The 21750-nt window shown below is 65.4% G+C and carries 20 protein-coding genes and 3 tRNA genes; 15 read left to right on the top strand and 8 right to left on the bottom strand.

Annotated elements, in window-relative coordinates:
• The first annotated feature begins 43 nt into the window (after positions 1–43).
• Together ispD and ispF are read left to right on the top strand one after the other, a co-directional pair.
• Positions 44–757, top strand: coding sequence for a 2-C-methyl-D-erythritol 4-phosphate cytidylyltransferase (ispD, locus tag VARPA_RS16690; protein ID WP_013541755.1), 714 nt, complete (start codon positions 44–46; stop codon positions 755–757).
• Positions 754–1248 (top strand): 2-C-methyl-D-erythritol 2,4-cyclodiphosphate synthase, encoded by a 495-nt coding sequence (gene ispF / locus VARPA_RS16685; protein WP_013541754.1) that lies wholly within the window; start codon positions 754–756, stop codon positions 1246–1248. The genes ispD and ispF overlap by 4 nt, the downstream gene beginning before the upstream one ends.
• A gap of 18 nt (positions 1249–1266) precedes the next feature.
• Here ispF and VARPA_RS16680 read toward each other — a convergent pair whose 3' ends face one another.
• Complete coding sequence (locus VARPA_RS16680) at positions 1267–2685, bottom strand: sensor histidine kinase (protein WP_013541753.1); 1419 nt, start codon at positions 2683–2685, stop codon at positions 1267–1269.
• Between the two features lie 83 nt (positions 2686–2768).
• Complete coding sequence (gene ompR / locus VARPA_RS16675; protein ID WP_007837017.1) at positions 2769–3500, bottom strand: two-component system response regulator OmpR; 732 nt, start codon at positions 3498–3500, stop codon at positions 2769–2771.
• Positions 3501–3673: 173 nt separating this feature from the next.
• On the opposite strand from ompR, the gene VARPA_RS16670 reads away from it, so the two are divergent.
• A complete protein-coding gene (locus VARPA_RS16670; protein ID WP_041943717.1) occupies positions 3674–4030 on the top strand; it encodes a hypothetical protein in 357 nt (118 codons plus the stop codon).
• A gap of 49 nt (positions 4031–4079) precedes the next feature.
• A complete protein-coding gene (locus tag VARPA_RS16665) occupies positions 4080–4781 on the top strand; it encodes an SIMPL domain-containing protein (RefSeq protein ID WP_013541752.1) in 702 nt (233 codons plus the stop codon).
• A gap of 27 nt (positions 4782–4808) precedes the next feature.
• On the opposite strand, the gene VARPA_RS16660 is transcribed toward VARPA_RS16665, so the two are convergent.
• Positions 4809–5579 (bottom strand): 3-hydroxybutyrate dehydrogenase, encoded by a 771-nt coding sequence (locus tag VARPA_RS16660; RefSeq protein ID WP_013541751.1) that lies wholly within the window; start codon positions 5577–5579, stop codon positions 4809–4811.
• Between the two features lie 26 nt (positions 5580–5605).
• Between VARPA_RS16660 and VARPA_RS16655 the strand changes: the two genes are divergently transcribed.
• The 6 genes from VARPA_RS16655 to rimO all read left to right on the top strand — a co-directional run bounded on the left by VARPA_RS16655 (position 5606) and on the right by rimO (position 11634).
• On the top strand, positions 5606–6601 hold the full coding sequence (locus tag VARPA_RS16655) for an alpha/beta fold hydrolase (RefSeq protein WP_013541750.1): 996 nt from the start codon (positions 5606–5608) through the stop codon (positions 6599–6601).
• Positions 6602–6664: 63 nt separating this feature from the next.
• A complete protein-coding gene (locus tag VARPA_RS16650; RefSeq protein ID WP_234975087.1) occupies positions 6665–8854 on the top strand; it encodes a RelA/SpoT family protein in 2190 nt (729 codons plus the stop codon).
• Between the two features lie 48 nt (positions 8855–8902).
• Positions 8903–8979, top strand: a tRNA-Val gene (locus tag VARPA_RS16645).
• Positions 8980–9014: 35 nt separating this feature from the next.
• Positions 9015–9518 (top strand): hypothetical protein, encoded by a 504-nt coding sequence (locus tag VARPA_RS16640; RefSeq protein ID WP_234974765.1) that lies wholly within the window; start codon positions 9015–9017, stop codon positions 9516–9518.
• 70 nt (positions 9519–9588) lie between these two features.
• Positions 9589–10149 carry a polyhydroxyalkanoate synthesis repressor PhaR gene (gene phaR, locus VARPA_RS16635; RefSeq protein ID WP_013541748.1) on the top strand — a complete coding sequence of 187 codons (561 nt, stop codon included), beginning with the start codon at positions 9589–9591 and terminating at the stop codon, positions 10147–10149.
• A 78-nt stretch (positions 10150–10227) separates the two neighbouring features.
• Positions 10228–11634, top strand: a complete 1407-nt coding sequence (gene rimO / locus VARPA_RS16630) for a 30S ribosomal protein S12 methylthiotransferase RimO (RefSeq protein WP_013541747.1) — start codon at positions 10228–10230, stop codon at positions 11632–11634.
• Between the two features lie 78 nt (positions 11635–11712).
• On the opposite strand, the gene VARPA_RS16625 is transcribed toward rimO, so the two are convergent.
• Together VARPA_RS16625 and VARPA_RS16620 are read right to left on the bottom strand one after the other, a co-directional pair.
• Positions 11713–11797, bottom strand: a tRNA-Leu gene (locus tag VARPA_RS16625).
• Positions 11798–11961: 164 nt separating this feature from the next.
• Positions 11962–12046 (bottom strand) — tRNA-Leu (locus VARPA_RS16620).
• A gap of 81 nt (positions 12047–12127) precedes the next feature.
• Between VARPA_RS16620 and rnr the strand changes: the two genes are divergently transcribed.
• Positions 12128–14398, top strand: a complete 2271-nt coding sequence (rnr, locus tag VARPA_RS16615) for a ribonuclease R (RefSeq protein ID WP_013541746.1) — start codon at positions 12128–12130, stop codon at positions 14396–14398.
• Between the two features lie 48 nt (positions 14399–14446).
• Positions 14447–15214 (top strand): SDR family oxidoreductase, encoded by a 768-nt coding sequence (locus tag VARPA_RS16610; protein WP_013541745.1) that lies wholly within the window; start codon positions 14447–14449, stop codon positions 15212–15214.
• A 7-nt stretch (positions 15215–15221) separates the two neighbouring features.
• On the opposite strand, the gene VARPA_RS16605 is transcribed toward VARPA_RS16610, so the two are convergent.
• Entirely contained in the window at positions 15222–16682 is a 1461-nt protein-coding gene (locus VARPA_RS16605) for an NAD(P)H-hydrate dehydratase (protein WP_013541744.1), read from the bottom strand.
• A 30-nt stretch (positions 16683–16712) separates the two neighbouring features.
• Here VARPA_RS16605 and VARPA_RS16600 point away from each other — a divergent pair, with 30 nt between their 5' ends.
• Positions 16713–17141: a hypothetical protein gene (locus VARPA_RS16600; RefSeq protein WP_013541743.1), complete on the top strand. Its 429-nt coding sequence runs from the start codon at positions 16713–16715 to the stop codon at positions 17139–17141.
• Here VARPA_RS16600 and VARPA_RS16595 read toward each other — a convergent pair.
• Together VARPA_RS16595 and VARPA_RS16590 are read right to left on the bottom strand one after the other, a co-directional pair.
• Positions 17131–18384: a D-amino acid dehydrogenase gene (locus VARPA_RS16595; RefSeq protein ID WP_013541742.1), complete on the bottom strand. Its 1254-nt coding sequence runs from the start codon at positions 18382–18384 to the stop codon at positions 17131–17133. The genes VARPA_RS16600 and VARPA_RS16595 overlap by 11 nt on opposite strands.
• A gap of 60 nt (positions 18385–18444) precedes the next feature.
• Positions 18445–19770: an amidase gene (locus VARPA_RS16590; RefSeq protein WP_013541741.1), complete on the bottom strand. Its 1326-nt coding sequence runs from the start codon at positions 19768–19770 to the stop codon at positions 18445–18447.
• Between the two features lie 213 nt (positions 19771–19983).
• Here VARPA_RS16590 and rpsB point away from each other — a divergent pair, with 213 nt between their 5' ends.
• Both rpsB and tsf read left to right on the top strand, forming a co-directional pair.
• A complete protein-coding gene (gene rpsB, locus VARPA_RS16585) occupies positions 19984–20739 on the top strand; it encodes a 30S ribosomal protein S2 (protein ID WP_013541740.1) in 756 nt (251 codons plus the stop codon).
• Positions 20740–20820: 81 nt separating this feature from the next.
• A complete protein-coding gene (tsf, locus tag VARPA_RS16580; protein WP_013541739.1) occupies positions 20821–21744 on the top strand; it encodes a translation elongation factor Ts in 924 nt (307 codons plus the stop codon).
• Positions 21745–21750 lie beyond the last annotated feature (6 nt).

The following is a 21750-nucleotide window of genomic DNA, read 5'->3' as shown; positions in this document are numbered from 1 at the left end:
CCTTTATTCGCTTGTCGGCCATTGGCCCGTGCCGCCCCCATCAATGTCTTCTTCCCGATTTTTTGTGCTGATCCCTTGCGCCGGCTCCGGCCATCGCGCGGGTGGCGCCCAGCCCAAGCAGTACCAGCGGATCGCGGGCGTGCCGATGGTGGCCCATACGGTGGAGGCGTTCCGCGCGCTGGCAGGCCGCTTCGCCGGGCTGGCCGTGGTGGTGTCGCCGGACGACCGTGAAGTGCAGGCCGCGCTGCCGCGTTTTCCGGGCGACGGCGAATACCTGCTGCAGGTCGGCGGGCTGACGCGGGCGGCCACGGTGCGCAACGGCCTTGCCGCGTTGCGGCAGAAGGGCGCCGGGGCACACGACTGGGTGCTGGTGCACGACGCGGCGCGCTGCCTCGTCACTTCCAGTCAGATCGAAGCGCTGATCGCCGCCTGCGAGCACGACGCCGTCGGTGGCCTGCTGGCGCACCGGCTGGCCGACACGCTGAAGGTGTCCTCGACTGACAGCCGCGTCTCGCAGACCTTGTCGCGGGCCGACAAATGGCTGGCGCAGACGCCGCAGATGTTCCGCATCGGCATGCTGCTCGATGCGCTGGAGCGCGTGGGCGATGCGGTGACGGACGAGGCCAGCGCCATCGAGGCCATCGGCCTCGCGCCGCTGCTGGTGCCGGGCAACGCCCAGAATTTCAAGGTGACCTTTCCCGAAGATTTCGCACTGGCCGAGGCAGTGTTGCTCAGCCGCAAGAAGGCCATCGCATGACGTCATCTGCACCCTTCAACATTCGCGTCGGCGAGGGCTGGGACGTTCACCAGCTCGTGGCGGGGCGCAAGCTCATCCTGGGCGGCATCGAGGTACCGCATACGACCGGCCTGCTGGGGCATTCGGACGCAGACGTGCTGCTGCACGCGATCACCGATGCGCTGCTCGGCGGTGCCGGACTCGGTGATATCGGCCGGCACTTTCCCGACACCGACGTGCAGTTCCGCGGGGCCGATTCAGCGGTGCTGCTGGCCGAAGCGGCACGCCGCGTGCGGGCCGCCGGCTGGGAGATCGGCAACGTCGACAGCACCGTGATCGCGCAGGCGCCGAAGCTGGCGCCGCACATTCCGCTCATGTGCCAGCGCATCGCGGACACCCTGGGCATCGCGCTAGATCAGGTCAACGTGAAGGCCAAGACGGCCGAGAAGCTCGGCCCGGTGGGCGAGGGCCGCGCGATGGAAGCGCGCGCGGCCGTTCTGCTCCACCGCTGAGCCTCTGGAAAGGCCGGATCAGCCGGGCTTCTTGCCGCCGCCCGGTACTTCACCGGGCTTGGGCGTCGGCATGGCGCGCGGCATGCGGATGTGGGCCGCGAGCCCGCGCCCCGGCGTGCTGGTGAGCGCGAAGGTGCCGCCCATGCGCTCGATGTTCTTCGCCACGATCGACAGGCCCAGGCCCGCGCCCGCTGCCGACGTGCGTGCCGCGTCGCCGCGAAAGAAGGGCTTGGTCAGCTGCGAGAGCAGGGCGGGCTCGACGCCCGCGCCGTGGTCGCGCACCTTGATCAGCACCGCATCATTGTTCGCCTGCGCCTGGATCGTGACGTCCGCGACGCCGGTGGCCGGCGTCTTGCCGTAGCGTCGCGCGTTCTCGACCAGGTTGGAGATCACGCGGGTGAGTTCGACCTCGTCGCCCAGCACTCGCAGATCGGGCGGGACCTCGACCTTGATGTTCATCTCCTCGTAGTCCTGCACGGCGTAGGTGCAGGCATCGACCACATCGCGCAGCAGCACGGGGCGCGGATCGACGTGGTCTGGCCGGGCGTAGTCGAGGAACTTGTCGATGATCGCGTCGAGCTGGGCGATGTCGGCGGCCATGTGGTCGCGCGCGTCTTCGTCGGCCACGCTCATCTCGGTTTCCAGGCGCAGGCGCGCGAGCGGCGTGCGCAGGTCGTGCGAAATGCCGGCCAGCATGATGGCGCGGTCCTGCTCGATCTTGGCGAGCTGGTCGGCCATGCGGTTGAAGCCGATATTGACCGCGCGAATCTCGTTGGTGCGGGCGCGCTCGTCGAGCCGGTGCGCCTCGTATTCGCCTTCGCGCACCTGCATGGTGGCGCGCGACAGCTGCTTGAGCGGCAGGTTGATGAGCCGCGTGATCAGCGCCGCACCGGCCAGCGACAGCGCCATGGCGGTGCTGAGCCAGACCAGCCAGGTGCGTCCGCCCACGCGGCTGAAGCGCGTCGGGTCGAGCAGCAGCCAATAGGTGTCGCTCTCGATGGTGAAACCAATCCAGAGGCCCGCCTCGTCGTTCACGCGGCTGGCCACGGTCGTGCCTTCGCCGAGCTGGTCGATCAGCTCCTCGGTCACGCGCTGGTCGAGCGCACCGCTGGTGTAGGGCTGGAAGCGGTCGTTCGGCTCGCGCGGCAGGATGCGCACGCCTTCCTGGTCGGCCAGCGTCTTGATCAGTGACACCCGGGTGATGGCGTCCGAATACACCAGCGCCGCGCGCGTGAGGTTCACGAGCGAGGCGATCTGGTGGGCCGTTTGAATGGCGCGCGGCTCGTATTCGAGCGAGCGGAACGTCTGCAGCCAGGCGACCGTACAGCCGATCAGCAGCAGCGCGAGCAGGAAGAAAGTGCGCCAGAAAAGGCTGAAGCCCAGCTTGAGGCCGGGGCGACGGTCACGCGCCGCGCTGGCCTCCAGCGGGCTCGGCATCGTGACCTGCGCGCCGTCCTCCTGCGCCGGGCCGGGTCTGGCAGGTCTGGCAGATGGGCCGATGGCCACCTCTCAGCGGCGGCTCAGGCCGTGCCGTCCGGCACGAACACGTAGCCCACGCCCCAGACGGTCTGGATGTAGCGCGGCGCCGCGGCGTCGGACTCGACCAGCTTGCGCAGGCGCGAGATCTGCACGTCCAGGCTGCGGTCGAAGGGCTCGAACTCGCGGCCGCGGGCCAGCTGGGCGAGTTTTTCGCGCGACAGCGGCTGGCGCGGATGGCGCACCAGCGCCTTCAGCATCGCGAATTCGCCGGTGGTCAGCGAGAGCTCCTCGCCGTCCTTCTTGAGCGTGCGCGAGCCGAGGTCGAAGGCGAACGGGCCGAAGGTGACGGTCTCGTTCTCGGTGGAGGGAGCGCCGGGGGCCTCGAGCGGCGGACGGCGGCGCAGCACGGCGTGCACGCGGGCCAGCAGTTCGCGGGGGTTGAAGGGCTTGCCGAGGTAGTCGTCGGCGCCGACTTCGAGGCCGACGATGCGGTCCACGTCTTCGCCCTTGGCGGTGAGCATGATGATCGGCGTGCGGTCGTTGGCGGCGCGAAGGCGCCGGCAGACGGACAGGCCGTCTTCGCCGGGCATCATCAGGTCGAGCACGATCAGGTCGACCGTGTCGCGCAACAGGATGCGGTTGAGCGCCTTGCCGTCCTCGGCCACGATCACTTCGAAACCTTCCTGGGTCAGGTAGCGGCGAAGCAGGTCACGGATGCGGGCGTCGTCGTCGACGATCACGATCTTGTCGGTGCGAGCGGGAACTTGAGTCATTTCTACAACGTTGAATTTGTAACAGCGCCGATTCTGAAGGCGTTAGCACCCCATCGAGCCGGATTTACTTATGGTTTGACACTAAGTTACAAAACTTGCGGAAGCTCGCCCTCTGGTCATCCGACGTTAGCGCAGCGGTGGCAAAGTTCCCCTGCCTTCATGACCAACACTCGATGAGACTTCCTTTTTCCGCACTGCCATTGCTTCTTGTCTGCGCCTGTGGTTCCACATGGGCGGTCTCCGGTGACTTTTTCAGGGTCGGCGAGGTGCGCCGCAGCGAAGTGCGGGATGCCGTGGCCGCCCACCGGGCGGCGCAGCGAGAGGAAATCCGACGTGAGGAAGCCGCCGCCGGCCGACGCCTGACCGCCGGGGAGCTGTTCGAGTTGCGGCAGCAGATCCGGGGGCAGTGGATGCCGCCGGGCGTGGGCGCCATGGCGAATTCGGCAGAATCGCAGCCAGCCGAGCGAATCTCGCCGGCTCCGATGCCCGCCGCCCGTGCGCTGAACGTGCCGCGCAGCCAGCGCCACTGAGCGCCTTGGCGCCGGCGTTTCTCGCCATCCATCTAGGGAGTCCCTTGTCTTGAAAAAAATCAAATTGCTCGCGGTTTGCGCCGCCCTGGCCGCCGCCGGTTCCGCGCTGGCCCAGAACGTGGTCACCCCGGCACCGCAGAACGTGCTGCAACTCACCGCTTCCGGCACGGTCGAGGTCCAGCAGGACCTGTTGAGCATGACGCTCGTGACCACCCGCGACGCGACCGATGCGGCCACGGTGCAGACCCAGCTCAAGGCCGCACTCGATGCCGCGCTGACCGAAGCCAAGAAGAACGCCCAAACTGGTCAGCTCGACGTGCGCACCGGCAACTTCAGCCTCTCGCCGCGCTACACCAAGGACGGCAAGATCAACGGCTGGCAGGGATCGACCGAACTGGTGCTCGAAGGCCGTGACTTCCCGCGCATCACGCAGACCGCCGGCCGCATCACCACGCTCAGCGTGGGCAACGTTGGTTTCGGCCTGAGCCGCGAGCAGCGCGCCAAGACCGAGACCGAAGCCCAGAACATCGCAATCGAGAACTTCAAGCAGAAGGCCAACGAGCTGGCCAAGGGCTTCGGCTTCGGCGGCTACACGCTGCGAGAGGTGTCGGTGAACGCGAACGACGGTGGACCGCGTCCGCGGGTGATGGCGATGCAGGCCAAGTCGTTCTCGGCCGATTCGGCCGTGCCGGTCGAAGCCGGCAAGACCAGCGTGATCGTGAACGTGTCGGGGTCGGTGCAGCTCAAGTAAAGAGCGCAGGCCCCGCTGGACGGCGCTTTACTGCGCTGTCCAGCCGCCGTCCATTTGCCAGGCCACGCCGCGCACTTGGTCGGCGGCCGGCGAGCACAGGAAGACCGCGAGTCCGCCGAGTTGTTCGACTGTCGTGAACTGCAGCGAGGGCTGCTTCTCCCCCAGCAGATCGTTTTGCGCCTGTGTGGCCGAGATGCCTTCGCGGGCCGCGCGGTCGTCGATCTGCTTCTGTACGAGTTGCGTGAGCACCCAGCCGGGGCAGATCGCATTGCTGGTGATGCCGGTGGTCGCGGTTTCGAGCGCGACCGATTTGGTGAAGCCGACGATGCCGTGCTTCGCCGCGACATAGGCTGACTTCTGCGCCGAGGCCACGAGGCCATGCGCCGATGCGACGTTGATGATGCGGCCCCAGTTGGCTTCGCGCATCGCCGGGATCGCCAGGCGTGTCGTATGGAATGCGCTCGTGAGGTTGATCGCGATGATCGCGTCCCAACGTTCGACCGGGAAGTCCTCGACCTTGGCGACATGCTGGATGCCGGCGTTGTTGACGAGGATGTCGACACGGCCGAACTTCGACGCGGCGAACTTCATCATGTCCTCGATCTCGCCGGGTTTGCTCATGTCGGCGCTGTGGTACTCGGCGCGAACACCGAGCGCTTCGATCTGGGACTTGGGTGTTTCGGCATCGCCGAAGCCGTTGAGCACGATGTGTGCGCCTTGCTGGGCAAGCGACTGGGCAATGGCGAAGCCAATGCCGCTGGTGGACCCCGTGACAAGCGCGGTTTTGCCTTTGAGCATGAAGATCAATCTCCGGATGAATTAGGATGCAACGAGACCATTATCCGCACCACGACCTCCCCGTTTTCATGACCGAACCGACGCTTCATTACGTGGCATGCGACGACGCCCAGGGCGGCCATCGCATGGCCTATTGGCAATGGGGCGACGAGCGCAGCGCGCATGTCGTGGTCTGCGTGCACGGGCTCACACGGCAAGGGCGGGACTTCGACGTGCTGGCACAGGCCATCGTGGCGCGCGCGGGTGGCGATGTGCGGGTGATCTGCCCCGACGTCGTGGGGCGCGGGCGCAGCGACTGGCTGCGCGATCCGGCCTTCTATCAGGTGCCTGTCTATGCGGCCGACATGGTGGCGCTGATTGCCCAGTTGCAACGCGAACAGACGATCGACACGCTCGACTATTTCGGCACCAGCATGGGCGGGCTGATCGGCTTCGTGTTGGCGGGTCACAAGGAGCTGCCGCTTGCGCGGCCAGTGCGTCGCTTCATCGCGAACGATGTAGGCCCGACGATCGAGCCGGTCGCACTGCAGCGAATCGCCGCGTACGTGGGGCAGGGCGGTCGCTACGGCAGCGTGAAGGAAGCGGCCGATGCGATGTGGGCGATCTCGACCAGCTTCGGTCCGCACACGCCCGAGCAATGGCTCGCGCTTTCGCAGCACATGGTGGTGCCTGCTTCGCAGCGCGGAGCCGATGGCGCCGCCAAGATCGAAGCCGGCAGCGGAGCAGGTAATGGTCAGTGGCTTCTGCACTACGACCCGGCCATCGCCGTGGCGCTACGCGCCATCACACCCGAAGCGGCGGCACAGGGCGGCGCGATCATGTGGAGCCTGTACGACGCCATCACCGCGCGCACGCTGGTGACACGCGGTGCCGTATCGGACTTGCTCTCGCGCGAGACGGCACAAGCCATGACGCAGCGCGGCCCGAAGGCGGCGCTGGTCGAGTTCGAAGGTGTGGGCCATGCGCCGACCTTCATCGATCCCGCGCAAGTCGCCGTCGTCACTTCCTTCCTGTTCGATTGATGGGGTGAAAGCGTGAAGCGCGAGTCATCGAGCCTGCAGACGGCGCCCTTGTCCGATACCGCCGTGGTCGACTATCCGTTGTCCGCTGCAACGGCCGACCGCACGCCGGTGATCGAGAACATGCTCGCGCGCGCCCGCGCATTTGCCGAACCGCTGATCGCCGATGAAAAACTCGACACCGGCGAGAACACCCTGGCGCATGCCGATGCGGTGGCCGCCATCGTCGCGAAGATGGGCGGCTCCGAGGCCATGCAGGCGGCGAGCTACCTCGTTTATTCGTGCCAGCACCTGAACCGGCCGCAGGAGGTGATCGCCAAGGTGTTCGGCGACAACTTCGCGGCGCTCGCGGTCGAAACCACCAAGCTGGTGCGCGTGCAGGAGCAGGCCCGATCGGCGTCCCAGGGGCATCACATCGAGGGCGCCGGTGCGCAGACCGAGAACGTGCGCAAGATGCTGCTGGCGTTCTCGCGCGATCTGCGCGTCGTGATGCTGCGGCTTGCGTCGCGCCTCCAGACTTTGCGCCATGCGGCGGCCAGCAAGCAGCCGGCGCCCGAGAGCGTGGCGCGCGAGTCGCTGCAGGTGTTTGCGCCGCTGGCCAATCGCCTGGGCATCTGGCAGGTGAAGTGGGAGATCGAGGATCTTTCGTTCCGGTTCATCGAGCCTGAAACCTACAAGCTCATTGCGCGCCTGCTCGACGAAAAACGCATCGAGCGTGAAGGCCACATCGAGCAATTGCGCTCGGAACTCGAACGCGAACTGCAGGCCGAGGGCGTGCACGCCACGGTGCAGGGGCGGCCCAAGAACATCTACAGCATCGTCAAGAAGATGCGCGGCAAGTCGCTGGACTTTGCGCAGGTGTTCGACATCCTCGCGCTGCGTGTGGTGGTGGCGGACGTGAAGGACTGCTATGCGGCGCTGGCGTGGGTGCACACGCATTTCCAGCCGATCGACGAGGAGTTCGACGACTACATCGCGCGGCCCAAGCCGAACGGCTACCAGTCGCTGCACACGGTGGTGCGCGAGCTGGTCGATGGCAAGCCGGGCAAGCCGATCGAGATCCAGATCCGCACAGAAGAGATGCACGACCATGCCGAGCATGGCGTGGCGGCGCACTGGGCCTACAAGGAAGCAGGTCACAAGGGCTACGCGGGCGTCTGGGCGAGCGGCGAGTACGACGCGAAGATCGCGGTGTTGCGTCAGCTGCTGGCGTGGGAGCGCGATCTTTCCGGTGGCTTGCAAGGGCAGGGCCTTTTCGACGACCGCATCTATGTGCTGACGCCCGACGCGGCCATCGTCGAGTTGCCGCAGGGCGCGACGCCGGTGGACTTTGCCTATACGGTGCACACCACGCTGGGCCATCGCTGCCGCGGTGCGCGCGTCGACGGCGCCATGGTGCCGCTCAATACGCCGCTGTCGAACGGGCAGACGGTCGAGATCATTGCGGCCAAAGAAGGCGGTCCGTCTCGCGATTGGCTCAACGCCGAACTGGGTTACCTGGCGAGTCACCGCGCGCGCGCCAAGGTGCGTGCATGGTTCAACGCACAGATCACGCACGAGACCGTCGCACGCGGACGCGAAGCGGTAGAGAAGCTGCTGCAGCGTGAAGGCAAGACGGCCATGCGGCTCGAGGACCTGGCTTCGCAGCTCGGCTTCAAGTCGGCGGACCATCTGTTCGAAGTGGTGGGCAAGGACGAGTTCTCCCTGCGCAACATCGAGACGCTGCTGCGTCCGCCTGAGCCGGCACCGAACCCCGACGACGGCGTGCAGATCAAGAAGGCGCGCGGCAGCGAGAAATCCGGCAAGGGCGGCGTGCTGGTGGTGGGCGTGTCGTCACTGATGACGCAGCTCGCCAAGTGCTGCAAGCCCGCGCCGCCCGATGCCATCAGCGGCTTCGTGACGCGCGGCCATGGCGTCAGCGTGCACCGCAGCGATTGCAGCAACTTCCGCACGATGGCCACGCGCGATGGCGAGCGTGTGATCGATGTCGAATGGGGCGCGACGAAGAAGGGCGGCGATGCGCCGGTGTATGCGGTCGACGTCGCTGTCGAGGCAGCCGACCGTCAAGGCCTGCTGCGCGATATCTCCGATGTGTTTGCTCGAGAAAAGATGAACGTGATCGGTGTGCAGACGCAGTCCGTGAAGGGCACGGCATGGATGACGTTCACTGTGGAAATCGCCGATGCGGCACGGCTGACGCAGGTGCTCGGCATCGTCACTGCAGTTGTTGGTGTGCGATCTGCACGTCGCCGCTAAAAAGCGTGTTTTCTCCTGCTACAATAGCTGCTTCTCGGACACATCCTTAGGCGCGTAGCTCAGCTGGTTAGAGCACCACCTTGACATGGTGGGGGTCGTTGGTTCGAGTCCAATCGCGCCTACCAATTTCTGTTCAACTTCCGGCCAACCACCGGGTCTGTTGAACAGAGCTTTCACCGGGTTCCCCGGTGTTGCAATTGTCCCTTTTGGTGATGCAGAAAAAGACCATGGCCATGTTGTTGTGCTACGTTGGTCGCTCTGCAATCCCATCTCAAATTTCTTGACAAGCGATTCGATGAATACGCGATCAACATTGGTTGATCGGGCTCATGCTGGCGCACGCATTGCCGCATTGTTGCGGCAGGCGCCCATTGAGTTTGCGCGTGCGGTCTACGGCATCAACGACCACGCGGGCGGCCGTACCGACACCATGGCCGCGCGCGAAGTGGCGCGAGCCCTTCGGCAAGGCGTGGCGGTGACCGAGGAGCGTGCCGAACAACGCGCCCGCGCGTATCTGCCGACCGCGGGGCAAGAGCACTGCCCACGATGCTGGGTGGTCTATGGTCACAAGAGTCCGCTTCGCTTTCGCGAGGCGACCGAAGAACGCCCCGAAACAGCCGCCTGCCACGCATGCGGCGCCGAGTACGCCACATCGCGGGGCTGAAGTGCGACGCGCGGTCAGGGTAAACCTTGTCGCGATGCAGCAAAACCGCTCCCTAGAATCATCCGATGACATGGGCGTCCATGTGAAGGAGTCCGCAGTGCAGAGCAAGAAGTCCGGGGTCAAACCGGTACAGCGTGTGATCAAGAAGTACCCCAACCGAAGGCTCTACGACACCGAGACATCCACGTACATCACGCTGACCGAGGTGAAGCAGCTGGTCATCCAGAACGCTCAGTTTGTGGTGCGCGATGCCAAGACCGGCGACGATCTCACGCGCAGCATCCTGCTGCAGATCATTCTGGAAGAAGAAGCGGGTGGGGCGCCGATGTTCACCGAGCAGGTGCTGGCCAACATCATCCGTTTCTATGGTCAGGCGATGCAGGGCTACATGGGGCCGTACCTCGAGAAGAACATCCAGGCGATGACTGAAGTCCAAGCGCAGCTCGCCGACAAGGCCGAGGGCCTGACGCCCGAGATGTGGTCGAAATTCATGACCATGCAGTCGCCGATGCTCCAGGGCCTCATGGGCAACTACGTCGAGCAATCGAAGAATGTCTTCCTGCAGATGCAGGAGCAGATGCAGAAAAACACCGAACAGGTGCTGGGGGCCTTTGGCATCAAGCGCCCCTGAGCGCCTTCGGACTGCACCGAGGCGGGGCTTGCCCAATGATTGCCCGGTTGTCACCGATAGCTGGGACAATAGAGGCATATGAGCGAAGTTGCCTCCCCCGAACGAACGACCACGTCGACCGCCCCCAAGGTCGGCTTTGTGAGCCTTGGCTGCCCCAAGGCACTGACCGATTCCGAATTGATCCTGACCCGGCTGAGCGCTGAGGGTTACCAAACCTCCAAGACTTTCGAAGGTGCCGATCTGGTGATCGTCAACACCTGCGGCTTCATCGACGACGCCGTGAAGGAAAGCCTCGACACCATTGGTGAAGCGCTGGCCGAGAACGGCCGCGTGATCGTCACCGGCTGCCTGGGCGCCAAGACCGGCGATCAGGGCGGCAACCTGGTGCGGCAGATGCATCCGAGCGTGCTGGCCGTGACCGGTCCACATGCCACGCAGGAGGTGATGGATGCGGTGCATGCCAACCTGCCCAAGCCGCACGATCCGTTCATCGACCTGGTGCCGAACACCTTCGGCATTGCCGGCCTCAAGCTGACGCCGCGCCATTACGCGTATCTGAAGATCAGCGAAGGCTGCAACCACCGCTGCACTTTCTGCATCATCCCGTCGATGCGCGGCGACCTCGTGTCGCGGCCGGTGGGTGATGTGCTCGGCGAGGCCAAGGCCCTGTTCGAGGGTGGCGTGAAAGAACTGCTGGTGATCAGTCAGGACACGTCCGCCTACGGCGTCGACGTGAAGTACCGCACCGGTTTCTGGGACGGCAAGCCGGTCAAGACCCGCATGCTCGAACTGGTGCGCACGCTTGGCGAAATCGCCGAGCCTTACGGCGCCTGGGTTCGCCTGCACTATGTGTACCCGTACCCGAGCGTCGACGAAATCATCCCCTTGATGGCGAGCGGCCAAGTGCTGCCGTACCTCGACGTGCCGCTGCAGCACAGCCATCCCGATGTGCTCAAACGCATGAAGCGTCCCGCGAGCGGCGAGAAGAACCTGGAGCGGCTCGCGCGTTGGCGCGAGGTGTGCCCGGAGCTCGTGATCCGCAGCACCTTCATCGCGGGCTTCCCTGGCGAAACGGAGCAAGAGTTCGGGCATCTGCTCGACTTCATCCGCGAGGCCGAAATCGATCGCGCCGGTTGCTTTGCTTACAGCCCGGTTGAAGGTGCAACCGCCAACGACATTCCCGGCATGCTGCCGGAGGCCGAGCGCGAAGCGCGGCGCGCCCGCTTCATGGAAGTGGCCGAAGCCGTGTCGATCGCCAAGCTGCAACGCCGCATCGGCGCAACGATGCAGGTGCTGGTCGATTCCGCGCCGGGCATGGGCCGCAAGGGCGGTGTTGGGCGCACCTACGCCGACGCACCGGAGATCGACGGCACTGTGCGGCTACTGCCGCCCGAGAAGATCAGCAAGACGCTGAAGGTTGGTGAGTTCACCCGCGCGCGCATCGTTGGCGCCGAAGGGCATGACCTGATTGCGCTGCCGATTTGATGATTCGAACAGGCAAGAAAAAAGCCACCGGATGCCGGTGGCTTCATTCGAAAGACCTGGTAGGGGTCTGCTTGACTCTGGTGCCCAGAAGAGGACTCGAACCTCCACGATGTTACTCGCTAGTACCTGAAACTAGTGCGTCTACCAATTCCGCCATCTGGGCATTTCAGGAAAGCCCACGAGTATACCAAATCGAATGCTGCAATTTCGCAGCAACGAAGGAATTCGTGGGTCGCTCGATGCCGGCTCTAACTCGAGCGGGCAAGAAAAAAGCCACCGGAGACCGGTGGCTTGAATCGAAAGACCCGATGAGGGTCTGTTTAAACTTGGTGCCCAGAAGAGGACTCGAACCTCCACGATGTTACTCGCTAGTACCTGAAACTAGTGCGTCTACCAATTCCGCCATCTGGGCCCACATACCTGCAAAAGCAAGTACGTTTTGAATTTCAGGAAAGAAGGAGATCATATCAAAAATAATGTCAATTCCAGCGGCTTGCTGGACGAATTCGAAGGCACTGTTCAAGGACATCGCGACGGTCACGGCTTCGTGCAACGCGATGACGGCGAGGCAGACATCTACCTGCCCCCGAACGAGATGCGCGCGGTGTTGCACAAGGATCGCGTCAAGGCGCGCGTCGTGCGCCAAGACCGCCGCGGTCGTCCCGAAGGACGCGTGGTCGAGATCGTCGAGCGTCCCGAGCAACCGATCATCGGCCGCCTGTTGCACGAGGGCGGAATCTGGCTCGTAGCCCCTGAAGACAAGCGCTATGGGCAGGACGTCCTGATTCCCAAGGGCGCGACCGGTCCCGCCAAGGTGGGCCAGGTGGTCGTTGTGCAACTCACCGAGCCGCCAGCCCTGTTCGGTCAACCCGTCGGCCGTGTGAGAGAAGTGCTGGGCGAGATCGACGACCCCGGCATGGAGATCGAGATCGCCGTGCGCAAGTACGGCGTGCCGCATGAGTTTTCCGCGGAATGCCTGGCCGACGCCAAGGCATTGCCCGAGAAGGTTCGCCCCGCCGACAAGAAGGGGCGCGTCGATCTCACCGACATCCCGCTCGTCACCATTGATGGCGAAGACGCCCGCGACTTCGACGATGCCGTGTACTGCGAGCCCGCCAAGGTGGGCCGCGGCAAGGGCTGGCGATTGCTGGTTGCGATTGCCGACGTCAGCGCCTATGTGCAGACCGGCTCTTCGATCGACATCGATGCCTACGATCGCGCCACCAGCGTCTACTTTCCGCGCCGTGTCATCCCGATGCTGCCCGAGAAGCTCTCGAACGGCCTGTGCTCGCTGAACCCCGAGGTCGAGCGCCTGTGCATGGTGTGCGACATGCTCGTGGCCGCTGATGGCGAGATCTACGCCTACCAGTTCTATCCGGCCGTGATGTTCAGCCACGCGCGCTTCACGTACACCGAAGTGGCCGCGATCCTCGGCAACACGCGCGGCCCTGAAGCCGCCAAGCGCAAGGACCGCGTCAAGGACCTGCTGAACCTCGCCGACGTCTACAAGGCGCTGCTCAAGCAGCGCGGCAAGCGTGGCGCGGTCGACTTCGAAACCACCGAGACGCAGATCATCTGCGACGACGCCGGTCGCATCGAGAAGATCGTGCCGCGCACGCGCAACGAAGCGCATCGGCTCATCGAAGAAGCGATGCTCGCGGCCAACGTCTGCAGCGCCGACTTCATCGCCGAAGGCAAGCACCCGGGCCTGTTCCGCGTGCACGAAGGTCCGACTCCGGAGAAAAAGGAAATCCTGCGCGGCTATCTGAAGGCCATGGGCGTGGGCCTCAGCATCACCGACGATCCGAAGCCCGGTGAGTTCCAGGCGATTGCCGAAGCCACCAAGGAGCGTCCCGACGCGCAGCAGATCCACACCATGCTGCTGCGTTCGATGCAGCAGGCGATCTACACGCCGTTCAACAGCGGCCACTTCGGCTTGGCCTACGAGGCGTACACGCATTTCACCAGCCCGATCCGTCGCTACCCCGACCTGCTGGTGCACCGCGTGATCAAGGCGATCCTCACGAAGACGCGCTACCAGCTGCCGATGTTGCCGACGCCGGGCGAGGCGCATGCCAAGCTGGCCAAGCGCCTCGCTTCGCGCGTGAAGGCGCCGACGAACAAGCCGCAGAAGGCGACCATCGCGCCGACCAAGGAAGTGCTCGCGTGGGAAGCCGCGGGCCTGCATTGCAGCGCCAACGAACGCCGCGCCGACGAGGCCAGCCGTGACGTCGAGGCCTGGCTCAAATGCAAGTACATGCGTGAGCATCTGGGCGAGGAATACGGTGGCGTGGTCAGCGCGGCCACGACCTTCGGCATCTTTGTCACCCTCGACGCGATGTACGTCGAGGGCCTGGTGCACATCACCGAGCTCGGCGGCGAATACTTCAAGTTCGACGAGATGCGCCAGGAATTGCGCGGCGAGCGCACCGGCATCCGCTACGCCATCGGCACGCGGGTGCGGGTGCAGGTGAGCCGCGTCGACCTGGACGGCCGCAAGATCGACTTCCGCCTGGTGCGCGAAGGCGAAGACCTGACGGCGCGGGCCATGAAGGACAAGGGGGCCACCTCTGGCGGCGTGCCGGTCAAGGCGTCGGCCAAGCGCGGTTCGCGCCACAAGGCGGAGGCGGCCACCAGCGACCAGCGGGTGGAGCGCAGCACCGCTGCCGTTGCCGCCGGGCCGCAGTCGGCGATGCAGGCCTTCAAGTCGGCGGTCAAGAAGGCCGCCAACAAGATGAAGGGGCGCAAGCCGCGCCGCGGATGACCCTCCAAAAATCGGTACGACAGACAAGCCTAGAAGGAGACATTGAGCATGAGCGTTGAAAGCAACAACAAGGGCCGCATCGCGATCGTCACGGGCGCGGGTTCCGGCATCGGCCGGGCCGCTGCGCTGGCGCTGCTGAGCGATGGATGGAGCGTGGTCCTTGCGGGCCGCCGCCTCGAACCGCTGGAGCAGGTGGCCGAGGAGTCGGGCGCCGGAGCGCGTGCCTTCGCGGTGCCGACCGATGTGTCGAATGCGGAATCGGTGCAGTCGCTCTTCGCCGCCACGGTGGAGCGCTACGGCCGCGTCGACCTGCTGTTCAACAACGCCGGCGTGGGCAATCCGCCGGGCCCGTTCGAGGATTGGACGCCCGCGCAGTGGCAGGGTGTGGTCGACATCAATCTCACCGGCATGTTCTTCTGCATCCAGCAGGCGTTCCGCACGATGAAGGCGCAGGTGCCGATGGGCGGCCGCATCATCAACAACGGTTCCATCTCGGCCACCGCGCCGCGTCCAAATTCGATTGCATATACGGCGACCAAGCATGCAGTCGAGGGGCTGACCAAGACCGCGTCACTCGATGGCCGCAAGTACGACATCGCCGTGGGCCAGGTCGACGTTGGCAATGCGATGACAGAGCTGGCTTCCCGTATGGCCACGGGTGTGCCACAAGCGAATGGCGAACTCGCGATCGAGCCGCTGATCGACGTGAAGATCGTGGGCCAGTCGGTGCTCTACATGGCGAACCTGCCGCTGGAAGCCAACGTGCTGTTCCACACGATCATGGCGACGAAGATGCCCTTCGTCGGGCGCGGCTAAAAAGCTGTCAGAAGGGCGCCTGGCGGGCCAGCGTGCCAGCCGTGAGCGGAGCCGCATTCGTTGGCCAGGTGTCGGCGACGTGGCCATGCCGCCAGACGGCTTCGCATGCCGCCTCGAATGCCGGTTGCTGCGCTGCCAGCGCGGCGCCGATCATGCCGGCGAGCACGTCGCCGGTTCCGGCTGTTGCAAGCCGGGCGTTGCCGGTCAGGTTGACCACCGGCGGTGCGTCGCTGTCGTCGGCGATCACCGTACCTGAGCCCTTGAGCACGGCGACGACGCCGAAGCGCGACGCGAGTTGGCGCGCCGCCGCCAGCCGATCCGCCTGAACGTCGCCGGCAGTGCAACCCAGCAGACGCGCTGCTTCCAGTGGATGAGGCGTGATCACGGTCGGCCTTCCGCGCCGGCCGCGTGATGCCAGTTGCGTCTGCAATGCGCTGTCGGTGGCGATGGCGTTGAGCGCGTCGGCATCGAGCACCAGTGCAGCCGCCGTTGCCAGCACGCGCGGCAGCGCCGAGCGAACGTCCGTGCCACCGCCGCAGCCGCAGACTGCGGTCATGCCCGAGAGGTCGAGTGCGCTCGCGTCGCGAAGCATCAACTCGGGTTGCGCTGTGTCCACCGGCGCAGCGCTCGGATCGAGCAGCCCGACGAAAACGCGGCCGGCTCCTGCATGCAGCGCGGCCGATCCGGCCAGCAACGCGGCGCCCGCCATGCCCGACGCTCCGCCAATCACTGCGACATCGCCGTAGCTGCCCTTGTGCGATGCGTGGGTGCGGGCCTGCGCTTTGGGGACGCCTACCAGGCGGGCGGTCGGCGGCTCGGCGGTGTCGCCGCAACCCAGGTCGGCGAACCACACCGTGCCTGCGGCATCGCGGCCATGCGCCGTGAAGAGGCCGGGCTTCAGGGTCAGGAAGGTCACGCAGAAACGGGCCGTGTCTGCATGGGCGCCGGTGCTGCCGGACAGCACGCCCGTGTCCGCGTTCAGCCCGGACGGCACATCGACGCTGAGCACCGGCTGGCCCTTTGTGTCCATCTCCCGCAGCCACTCGGCCATCACGCCTTCGGGCGGCCGGGTCGATCCGATGCCCAGCAGCGCATCGATCGCCAGCTCGTATTCGGCGGGCGGCTTCTGCGCAAAGATGACGCTGGCGTCGCGGGCACGCTGCAGCGATGCCTTTGCATCGGGCGGCAGGCGGTGCTCGTCGCCCACGAATGTGACGATCGGCATGAAGCCGCGATGCTGCAATTGCGCCGCGGCCTCGAAGCCATCGCCGCCGTTGTTGCCCGGACCGCAGGCGATCCATATCGTGCGCGCATGCGGCGCGATCGACATCGCGAGCCGCGCCACGGCAAGGCCGGCGCGCTGCATCAGCGTGTGGGCGGGCAGGGCGGCTGCTGCAACCTGCTCGATGCGGCGCGTTGCCGCGATGTCGAACAGGTCGGCGATGGTGGCGGAGGTGATGCGGTGCATCGAGGCATTTTGCCGTCCTATGATCGACGGATGAAGCTCAAGAGCCTTGGCTGGCTACTGGTCCTGCTGCTTGCGGGAATCGTCTTTTTCCTGGCCGCGACGGTGGCGTGGGTCGCCGGCGTGGCGTGGTCGCTCGGCCTGTTGGGCCTCGTGTGGGGCACTTTCCTACTGGCCGAAAAGAAGCGTTGGGTGCCGCTGCGCGACGTGGCCTGGGTTGCAGGTGTCGCCTATGGCGTTGGCGTGATCCGCTGGTTCGATCTGCCGGTCGACGGGCTTTCCACCATGCAGCGTTGGCTGATGATGGGCGCCGATCTGCTGTGCCTTGTTTTCTTTGCGCTCGTGGCGCCTGCGCTGCTGGCGTGGATCGCCGAGAAGCTCAGGCCGCCAGCGGAGCCCGACCTGCCGGTCGAGCCGCCGCCGAGCCCTGAAATGCTTCGGCGGTGGGGTCCTAAAGACTGAGCCGTTCGACGCCCAGGCCTTCGAGATCGACGCCCGGGTCGCGTCCGCCGATCAGGTCGCCCAGCACGCGCGCGCTGCCGCACGACAACGCCCAGCCGCTCGAACCGTGCCCGAGGTTGAGCCACACGCCGGGGATGCCGCTGGCGCCCAGCACCGGCGGACCGTCGGGGAGCATCGGCCGTGCGCCTTTCCACTGCTGCACGCCCGATTGCAGCGTCGCGGCGCCCGGAAACCAGTCGTGCAGCACCTTGTAAAGCATCTGGATCGCGGCCGGATTCATCGTGTCGAGCGAGCCGCCGATCTCGGCGCTGCCAGCCACGCGCACGCGCTGGCCCAGGCGCGAGATGGCGACCTTGTAGCGCTCGTCCATCACCGCGCTGCGCGGTGCATTGAGCGGCTCCCGCACCGGCGCGCTGACCGAGTGACCATAGACCGGCGCGAGCGGAATTCGCAGGCCCAGCGGGCGCAAGAGCGTCGCCGAGGCGAGGCCCGCGCACACGATGACGGCATCGAAACGCAACGCCTCCGAGCCGCTGGCAAGCGACAGCGAGGTGGGGGCCGCACGGCTGAGCGGCGCGATGTCGCAGTTGAAATGAAACTGCGCGCCGAGCGCCTCGGCCTCCCACTTGAGCAGCAACGCGAACTGGCGGCAGTTGGCGACTTCGTCCTCCGGCAGGTGGATAGCGCCTGCCAACGGCGTGTCGGCGTTGAGTGCGGGTTCGATCCGGCGGGCTTCGTCGGCATCGACTTCGCGGAATACGCTGCCGGCTGTGCGCAGCACTTCGAGGCCGGGCTGGATCAGCTTTTTCTCGCGCTTGGAGCGCAACAGCACGAGGTAGCCGTCGCTGCGTTCGTAGCTGAGCTCGCGGGCCTCGCTCACTTCGTGCAGCCGGGTGCGGCTGTAGAAGGCGAGGCGCTGCATGCGGGCACGGTTGGCGAGGTAGGTCTCGAGCTTGCAGGCCTTCTGCCAGCGCGACATCCACCCGAGGTCGCGTGCGCCCAGTGGCCAACGCAGCTTGATGGCGCCGTGCGAGGAGATCAGCGAACGCAGCACTTTCATGCGCATGCCCGGAGCGGCCCACGGCGTGACGTAGCCCGGCGCAACGACGCCGGCATTGGCGAAACTGGCTTCTTCGGCCGCGGCGCCGCGGCGCTCGAACACGGTCACTTCATGGCCGTCGGAGACCAGTTCCCAGGCGGTGGTGACGCCGATGATGCCGGCGCCAACTATCGCGATTTTCATTGAATTTTCAGAGGTAAAAGAGATGGCTGACGCCCGTGAGGCGGCGTGGACAGCTATTGGCTATTGGTTCTGCAGCGCCCGCTCCACCTGCAGAGCGATGGCGAGCACGGCGTCATCATGCAGCGCGGCGTGCCACAGCATCAGGCCGACCGGCAATTGGCCGGCGGCGTGGCAGGGCAACGAGAGGGCGCAGCCGTCGAGCATGTTGACGATCGACGGGTTGCGCAGCAGCAGTGCGTTGACGCGGAAGAATTCGTCGTCGCGCTCGGCGCCCGGCGCCACGCTGGCGATCGACGGCGCGGTGATTGGCACGGTCGGTGAGAGCACGGCGTCGAAGGGCGCAAGCGCCGTCTCAACGCGGGCGATCCAGGCGCGGCGGGCGTTGATGAGGTCGATGTATTCGTGCGCCTTCATCGTGGCGCCGCGCACGATGCGCTGGGCCACGCGCGGGTCGTAGCCTGCGCCGCTTCGCTCCAGCAGCAAGCGGTGCCAGGCGTGGGATTCGGCTGCCGAGAAGCCGCCCGTGGCGTTGATGGATTGCAGGTCTGCCAGCTCGGGTAACTCGATTTCGTCGATGCGTGCGCCTGCGCTGCGAAGCGCTTTCAGCGCCCGTTCGAACGCGGCGGCCACGGCCGGCTCGATGCCGTCGAAGAAAACGTTCTTCACGACGGCCAGCCTGTAGGTGGCAAGTGGCGCTGTGCCGGCCGTCACGCGGCGGGCCGAGAGGATCTCGTGCGCAGTGATGGCATCGCGCACCGAGCGCGTCATGGCGCAGACGGTGTCGAGCGTGGTCGACAGGGGCAACGCGCCATCGGCCGGCACGAGGCGGGCCGTGTTCTTGAAGCCGACGATGCCGTTCAGCGCGGCCGGGATGCGGATCGAGCCGCCGGTGTCGGAGCCCAGGCCGATGAAGGCGGCGCCGCTGGCCACCGAAATCGCCGCGCCGGAAGAGGAGCCGCCCGGGATGCGCGGGGTGGCGTTGTCGCTGACGTTGACCGGCGTGCCGTGGTGCGGATTGACGCCTACGCCAGAGAAAGCGAACTCGCTCATGTTGGTACGGCCGGTGAGCACGCCGCCCGCAGCGCGGAGTCGTGCCACTGCAATGGCGTCAGCCTTGGCCGCCGGTGCATGGGACAGGACGACGGACCCTGCAGGCGTCGGTTGGCCGTCGATGTCGAACAAGTCTTTGGACGTGAAGGCGAGTCCGGCGAGCCTGCTTTCAGGATTCGCTTCGGCGGCGCCCTGGCGGGCCTCGTCGAACATCGTGCGGGTGAAAACGTGGGCGCAGGCCGGGGACTGAGAGATTTCGATGGCGCGCTCTATTTCGGTGCGTGCATCGGAGCCACCTGCCTGAAGGGTGAGACGGGCGGCGTGAAGGTCGTTCATGGGTGGCTGCAGGTGCCGCGGGCGGCTCGGTTTCAAGGGGGAAGGAGGGGCGGCGGCCGTGCTATACTCTTTGGGTTTCGCTGGTCGAGCGACGGCTCCCGTTGCATCCAGCCAAACACATCCGCAAACCGGCCCAATCAAGGTGTTGTGACTCCATTCGAAAGGAGCGCAAAACGGGCTGGATTTTAGACCCAACCTTTGGAGTAATTTCTAATGTCTACCACCATGCGCGAAATGCTGGAAGCCGGTGTCCATTTCGGTCACCAAACCCGCTTCTGGAACCCCAAGATGGCTCCGTTCATCTTCGGCCATCGCAACAAGATTCACATCATCAACCTGGAAAAGTCGCTCCCGATGTTCCAGGACGCGATGAAGTACGCCAAGCAACTCACGGCCAACCGCGGCACGATCCTGATGGTCGGCACGAAGCGCCAGGCCCGTGAAATCGTCGCTGCAGAAGCTCGCCGCGCCGGCGTGCCTTTCGTCGACACCCGCTGGCTCGGCGGCATGCTGACCAACTTCAAGACCGTCAAGACCTCGATCAAGCGTCTGAAGGACATGAAGGCCCAGCAAGAAGCCGGCCTCGACAGCCTGAGCAAGAAGGAGCAGCTGACCTTCTCGCGCGAAATCGCGAAGCTCGAAAAGGACATTGGCGGCATCCAGGACATGGCTGCATTGCCTGACGCCATCTTCGTGATCGACGTGGGCTTCCACAAGATCGCCGTGGCCGAAGCCAAGAAGCTCGGCATTCCGCTGATCGGCGTGGTGGACTCCAACCACTCGCCCGAAGGCATCGACTACGTGATCCCCGGCAACGACGACTCGTCCAAGGCCGTCACGCTGTATGCACGCGGCATCGCCGACGCGATCATCGAAGGCCGCAACAGCGCCGGCGGTGACGTGGTCAAGGCCATCGCCGAAGGCAGCAGCGACGAATTCGTCGAAGTCGAAGAAAGCGCTTCGGCCTGATTGGTGCTCTCGCGAGCCTGAAGAAGGGGCTTTGGTGCCCCTTTTTTTTAACCTGATTTTTGGATTTACGGAGATACACAAATGGCTGCAATCACCGCAAGCATGGTCGGCGAACTGCGCGCAAAGACCGACGCGCCGATGATGGAATGCAAGAAGGCCCTCACCGAGGCCGAAGGCAACATGGAAAAGGCCGAAGAGTTGCTGCGCATTAAGCTCGGCAACAAGGCCGGCAAGGCATCGGGCCGCATCACGGCTGAAGGCGTGGTCACGGCTTTCGTCGACGGCGCTGCCGGCGGCATGATCGAGATCAACTGCGAAACCGACTTCGTCACCAAGAACGACAGCTTCCTGGCCCTAGCCAACGCTGCCGCGATGCTGGTCGCCAAGAACAACCCCGCCGACATCGCCGCGCTGGGCTCGCTGCCCTACGAGCAGGACGGCTTCGGCCCCACGCTCGAAGACGTGCGCAAGGGTCTGATCGGCAAGATCGGCGAGAACATGAGCTTCCGCCGCTTCAAGCACTTCGCCGGCAACGGCAAACTGGCTTCGTACCTGCACGGCACGCGCATCGGCGTGATGGTCGAGTTCGAGGGCGACGACACGTCGGCCAAGGACGTCGCGATGCACATCGCCGCCATGAAGCCGGTCGCCATTCAGGCATCGGACGTGCCCGCCGACCTGATCGAAAAAGAGCGCGCTGTTGCTGCTGGCAAGGCTGAAGAAGACCGCAAGACGGCCGAAGCCGAAGGCAAGAAGCCGCAGCCGGCCGACATCGTTGCCAAGCGTATCGAAGGCGGCGTGCAGAAGTACCTCAAGGAAGTCTCGCTGCACAACCAGCCGTTCGTGAAGAACGACAAGCAGACCGTCGAGCAGATGCTCAAGGCCGCCAACACGTCGATCAAGGGCTTCACCCTGTACGTGGTCGGCGAAGGCATCGAAAAGAAGGTCGACGACTTCGCTGCCGAAGTGGCCGCGCAAGTTGCAGCAGCCAAGGCCGCTGCTTAAGCCATA

Source organism: Variovorax paradoxus EPS (genome assembly GCF_000184745.1).
GTDB classification, from domain to species: domain Bacteria; phylum Pseudomonadota; class Gammaproteobacteria; order Burkholderiales; family Burkholderiaceae_C; genus Variovorax; species Variovorax paradoxus_C.
The sequence above is the reverse complement of the archived record's forward strand: the minus strand, read 5'-3'. Positions and strand labels throughout refer to the sequence as shown.